Annotated in this window: 2 pseudogenes; both read left to right on the forward strand. The window is 70.9% G+C overall.

From position 1 onward, the window contains the following. A pseudogene (locus AP428_RS37030) lies at positions 1-4146 on the forward strand (autotransporter domain-containing protein); the annotation flags it as partial. A 57-nt stretch (positions 4147-4203) separates the two neighbouring features. Beyond that, positions 4204-5129, forward strand: a pseudogene (locus tag AP428_RS32080) (hypothetical protein); the annotation flags it as partial.

Consider the following 5129-nt stretch of genomic DNA (forward strand, 5'->3'; position numbering starts at 1 on the left):
GAACACGAGCGGCGCGGGCGGCACGCTCGGCACGAGCGTGGCCGGCACGACGCTCGGCAACGCGGTGAACCTCGGCGCGGGGTCGACGCTGACGGTTGGCGGTGCGAACAATCTCGGCCTGGGCGGCACGATCTCGGGCAGCGGCAATCTGGCGGTGAACGGCCCGTCGACGACGACGCTCACCGGCGTCGGCACGTACACCGGCAACACGACGATCGGCAACGGCAGCACGCTGGCGGTCGGCGCGGGCGGCAGCCTGTCCGGCGGCAGCGCGGTCGATCTGGCCGGTGCAGGTGCGACGCTCGATCTGAGCGCGGCCACGTCGCCGCAGTCGACGGGTGCGTTGTCGGGCGTATCGGGTTCGACGGTGAACCTCGGCGGCAACGCATTGACGCTCGGCGGGTCGGGCAGCGGCACGTACGGCGGCACGATCGCCGGCACGGGCGGCAGCCTGACGCTGGCGGGCACGGGTACCGAAACGCTCAACGGGACGAACACGTACACGGGCGGCACGACCCTGAGCGGCGGCGGCACGCTGCTCGCCGGCAGTGGTTCGGCGCTCGGCACGGGCGCGCTGAACACGAGCGGCGCGGGCGGCGCGCTCGGCACCAGCGTGGCCGGCACGACGCTCGGCAACGCGGTGAATCTCGGCGCGGGTTCGACGCTGACGGTTGGCGGTGCGAACAATCTCGGCCTGGGCGGCGCGATCGGCGGCAGCGGCAACCTCGCGGTGAACGGTCCGTCGACGACGACGCTCACCGGCGCGGGCACGTACACCGGCAACACGACGATCGGCAACGGCAGCACGCTGGCGGTCGGCGCGGGCGGCAGCCTGTCGGCCGGCAGCGCGGTCGATCTGTCGGGTACGGGCGCCACGCTGGATCTGAGCGCGGCCACGACGCCGCAGACCACGGGCGCCGTGTCGGGCGTGTCGGGTTCGACCGTGAATCTCGGCAGCAACACGCTGACGCTGGCCGGTGCCGGTAACGGCACGTACGGCGGCACCGTGGCCGGCACGGGCGGCTTGACGTTGTCGGGCAGCGGCACGCAAACGCTGACGGGCAACAACTCGTACACCGGTGCGACGACGATCAACAGCGGCACGCTGGCGATCGGCGCGGGCGGCAGCCTCTCCGGTAGCAGCCCGCTGAGCCTGACCGGTGCGGGCGCGACCTTCGACGTCAGCGGCGCGACGACGCCGCAAACGACGACGGCGCTGTCGGGCGTCGCCGGTTCGACGGTGAACCTGGGCGGCAACAACCTGACGCTCGGCGGGTCGGGCAGCGGCACGTTCGGCGGCACGATCGCGGGCGCGGGCGGCAGCCTCACGTTGTCGGGCACGGGCACCGAGACGCTGACCGGTCCGAACACGTATTCGGGCGGCACGAACCTGACCGGTGGCGGCACGCTGGTCGCGGGCAGCAACACGGCGCTCGGTACCGGCACGCTCAACGCGAGCGGTGCGGGCGGCACGCTGGCAGCTGGCACGCCGGGCACGACGCTCGCCAATGCGGTGAACCTCGGTACGGGGGCGACGCTGACGGTGAGTGGCCCTAACAGCCTCGGCCTGACCGGCGCGATCTCGGGGAGCGGCACGCTCGCGGTCAACGGTCCGGCGACGACGACGCTGTCGGGGGCAACACCTACACCGGCGGCACGAGCGTCACCGGCGGCGGCACGCTGCTGGCCGGCACGCCGACCGCACTCGGCAGCGGCACGCTGAGCGTCGGCGGCACCGGCGGCACACTCGGGGCCAGCGTCGCGGGCACGACGCTCGGCAACGCGGTGAATCTCGGCACGGGCTCGACGCTGACGGTCGGCGGCGTGAACAACCTCGGCCTGAGCGGCCCGATCTCGGGCGGGGGCAACCTGGCGGTGAGCGGCCCGTCGACGACGACCCTCGGCGGCGCGAACGTGTACACGGGCAACACGACGATCGGCAACGGCAGCACGCTGGCGATCGGCGGCAACGGCAGCCTGTCGGCGGGCAGCGCCCTGACGCTGGCCGGCAACGGCGCGACGCTCGACGTCGGCGCGGCCACGACGCCGCAGACGGCGAGCGCGTTGTCGGGCGCCGCCGGTTCGACCGTGAATCTCGGCGGCAATACGCTGACCGTGGCCGGTCCGGCGGGCGGTTCGTTCGGCGGCACGATCGCGGGCACCGGCGGCTTCGCGGTGCAGGGCGGCGGCACGCAGACGCTGACCGGCGCCAACACGTACACCGGCGGCACGACGATCGGCAGCGGCAGCATGCTCGCGCTCGCCGGTGCAGGCAGCCTCGCGCCGACGAGCCCGGTGATCCTCGCGGGCAGCGGCGCGACGCTGAACCTGGCGGCCTCGGCCGCGCCGCAGTCGATCGGCACGCTGTCGGGTACGACGGGTTCGACCGTGAATCTCGGCGCGACGCCGCTGACGGTCAATACCGCCGGCACCAGCTCGTTCGCGGGCACGCTGTCGGGTACCGGCCCGCTGACGCTGGCCGGCACGGGCGCGCAGGTGCTGAGCGGGACGAACACGCTGTCCGGGCCGACGAACGTGACGGGCGGCACGCTCGCCGTCACCGGTTCGCTGGCCAGCTCGCCGGTGACCGTCGGCAGCGGCGCGACCGTCACCGGGACGGGCACGGTCGGCGGCCTGGTCGTGTCGGGCGGCGGTACTGCATCGGTCCTCCAGCTGGGGCAGCCGCTGAAGGTCGCGGGCAACGCGACCTTCCAGCCGGGCTCGACGCTGCAGGTCGGCGCCACGCCGCAGCAGAGCGGCGGCCTCGACGTGACCGGCTCCGCCACGCTCAACGGTGGGTCGGTGCAGGTCGTCGCGGCGACCGGGCAATACCAGCCGGGCAAGCTCTACACCATCGTGAATGCCGGCGCGGGCGTGCAAGGGCAATTCAGCGCGGTGAACTCGACGTATGCGTTCCTCACGCCGACGCTCACGTACAACCCGGCGCAGGTACTGATGTCGCTGGCGCCGAACGGCACGCCGTTCGCGTCGGTGGCGACTACGCCCGACGGGCAAGCGGTGGCGGGCGCGGTCGGCACGCTCGGCGCCGGCAACCCGCTGTTCGATACGGTGCTGACGTCGGATGCGACGACCGCGAACCGCGCATTCACGCAACTGGCCGGCGATCTGTATCCGAGTACGCGTAGCGTGCTGCTGTCGGACAGCCGCTACGTGCGCGACGCGGTGCTCGATCGTGCGCGGCTCGGTTCGCAGCCGGGCGGGGCGCTGTGCGGATGCGAGGCGCCGGTGTCGGCGGACGACCATGCGGCGGCGCTCGACCGGCGCATGGCCGCGGAAAACGGCTGCACGCCGGCCAAGTCGTACAAGCCCGCGGTGTGGGGCCGACTGTACGGCTCGCATAGCCGGTTCAACGGCGACGGCGTCGCGTCGATCGATCGCAACCTGTATGGCTTCATCGTCGGCACGGATGCGGAAGTCAGCAGCCACTGGCGCGTCGGTATCGCGGGCGGCGCGTCGCGCAGCCAGCTCAATACCGACCAGAACGAGTCGGCGAAGGTCAACGGCGGGACGATCGCGCTGTACGCCAGCGGCCGATACGACGCGTGGAACGTGCGCGGTGGCGTGTCGCAGTCGTGGTACCGCGTGCATAGCGAGCGCAATCCGTCGTTCGGCAGCTTCGCCGACCACGATACCGCCAGCTACGACGCGAACGCGACGCAGGTGTTCACCGAGATCGGCTACTCGACGGCCATTCGCAACGTCTCGCTCGAACCGTTTGTCGGGCTTGCGTTCGCGAGCCTGCACACCGGCGGCTTCAGGGAGAACGGCGGCGCGGCGGCGCTGCAGGGCGATTCCGACACGACGGGCCTCGGCTTCTCGACGCTCGGCGTGCGGGCCTCGACCGACGTCGCGGTCACGACGAAGGGCAAGGTCACGGCGTTCGGCACCGTCGGATGGCGGCATGCATTCGGCAATACGCAGCCGGCGTCGACGCTGTCGTTCGCGAGCGGCGGTTCGCCGTTCAGCGTGACCGGCGTGCCGGTCGCGCGTGATGCCGCGGTGCTCGAGGTCGGTGTCGATGCGGCCGTGACCAAGAACCTGTCGCTCGGCCTGTCGTATAGCGGCCAGCTTGGCGGCCACATCAGCGATCACGCGTTGTACGGCAATCTGTTGTGGAAGTTCTAAAGGGAGGGGCGACGGCCGTTCGCGATGAAGTCGTCGTGAGCGGCCGATCGTTTATCGATGGTTATGTGGTGGTTTGTTTTCAGGTTCGTATTTCAGAAACTTCGTGATGCGAATCGTTTTCATGAAGCGCGTCACGCGGTGTTTGGTATCCCGTTGCATCGGTCTGTTCGAACTTGTTTCAACGCTTTGCCGTATCGGGCAATCCGCGAACGATTCGTGCCGCCTTCGGGCGACAGGGTCCACGCGTCATCGCTCGAGCTGTTCCGCGGTTGTCCAACCGAACTGAGGTTACTCATGAAAACGAAAATGAACGTGAAATTGACGGGCATCGCCCTGTCGGTCGCGGCTGTGTTCAGCCTGGCCGCCACGGCGTCCCAGGCGGTGGTCGTGACCGCCGTGCCGGGAAGTCTCAGCAACACCGACGGCTTGATCATCGAAGGCGCGTCGCCGGCGCCCGGGGGACTCATCGGCACGGTGACGGGATGGGGGAATGGGGCGGTGACGGTCGGCAACCCGAATGCAGGCGGTATCTCGATCGGGCTTGCCGGGACGGGGACGGGAAGCGCGGCCATTGGTATCGGTAGCGGATTGCTCGAGCCGGTCGCGGGCGTGGCCGGTACGGTGACGGGTGCGCTGGGTGGTCTCGGCGGAAGTGGTGGTACGACCGGCGGGCTTGGTGGTGTCGTCGGGACGGTGGCGAACGCGGCCACCGGCGCGGTCGGTGCCGTGACGGGCGTGTTGGGTGGTGTTGGTGGCAGCGGCGGTGGTCTCGGCGGCGTCGTTGGCACGGTGACCGGTGCGCTGGGTGGCATCGGCGGTGGCAATCCGACTGGCGGTCTCGGGGGCGTCGTCGGCACGGTGGCGAACACGGCAACGGGCGCAGTCGGGACGTTGACTGGCGCACTGGGCGGTGTTGGAGGCGGGGCCGGTGGTCTCGGTGGTGTTGTCGGGACAGTGGGCAACGCGGCAAGCGGCGCAGTCGG

The sequence above is a fragment of the Burkholderia sp. E168m22 genome, from assembly GCF_001319805.1.
GTDB lineage: Bacteria > Pseudomonadota > Gammaproteobacteria > Burkholderiales > Burkholderiaceae > Burkholderia > Burkholderia orbicola.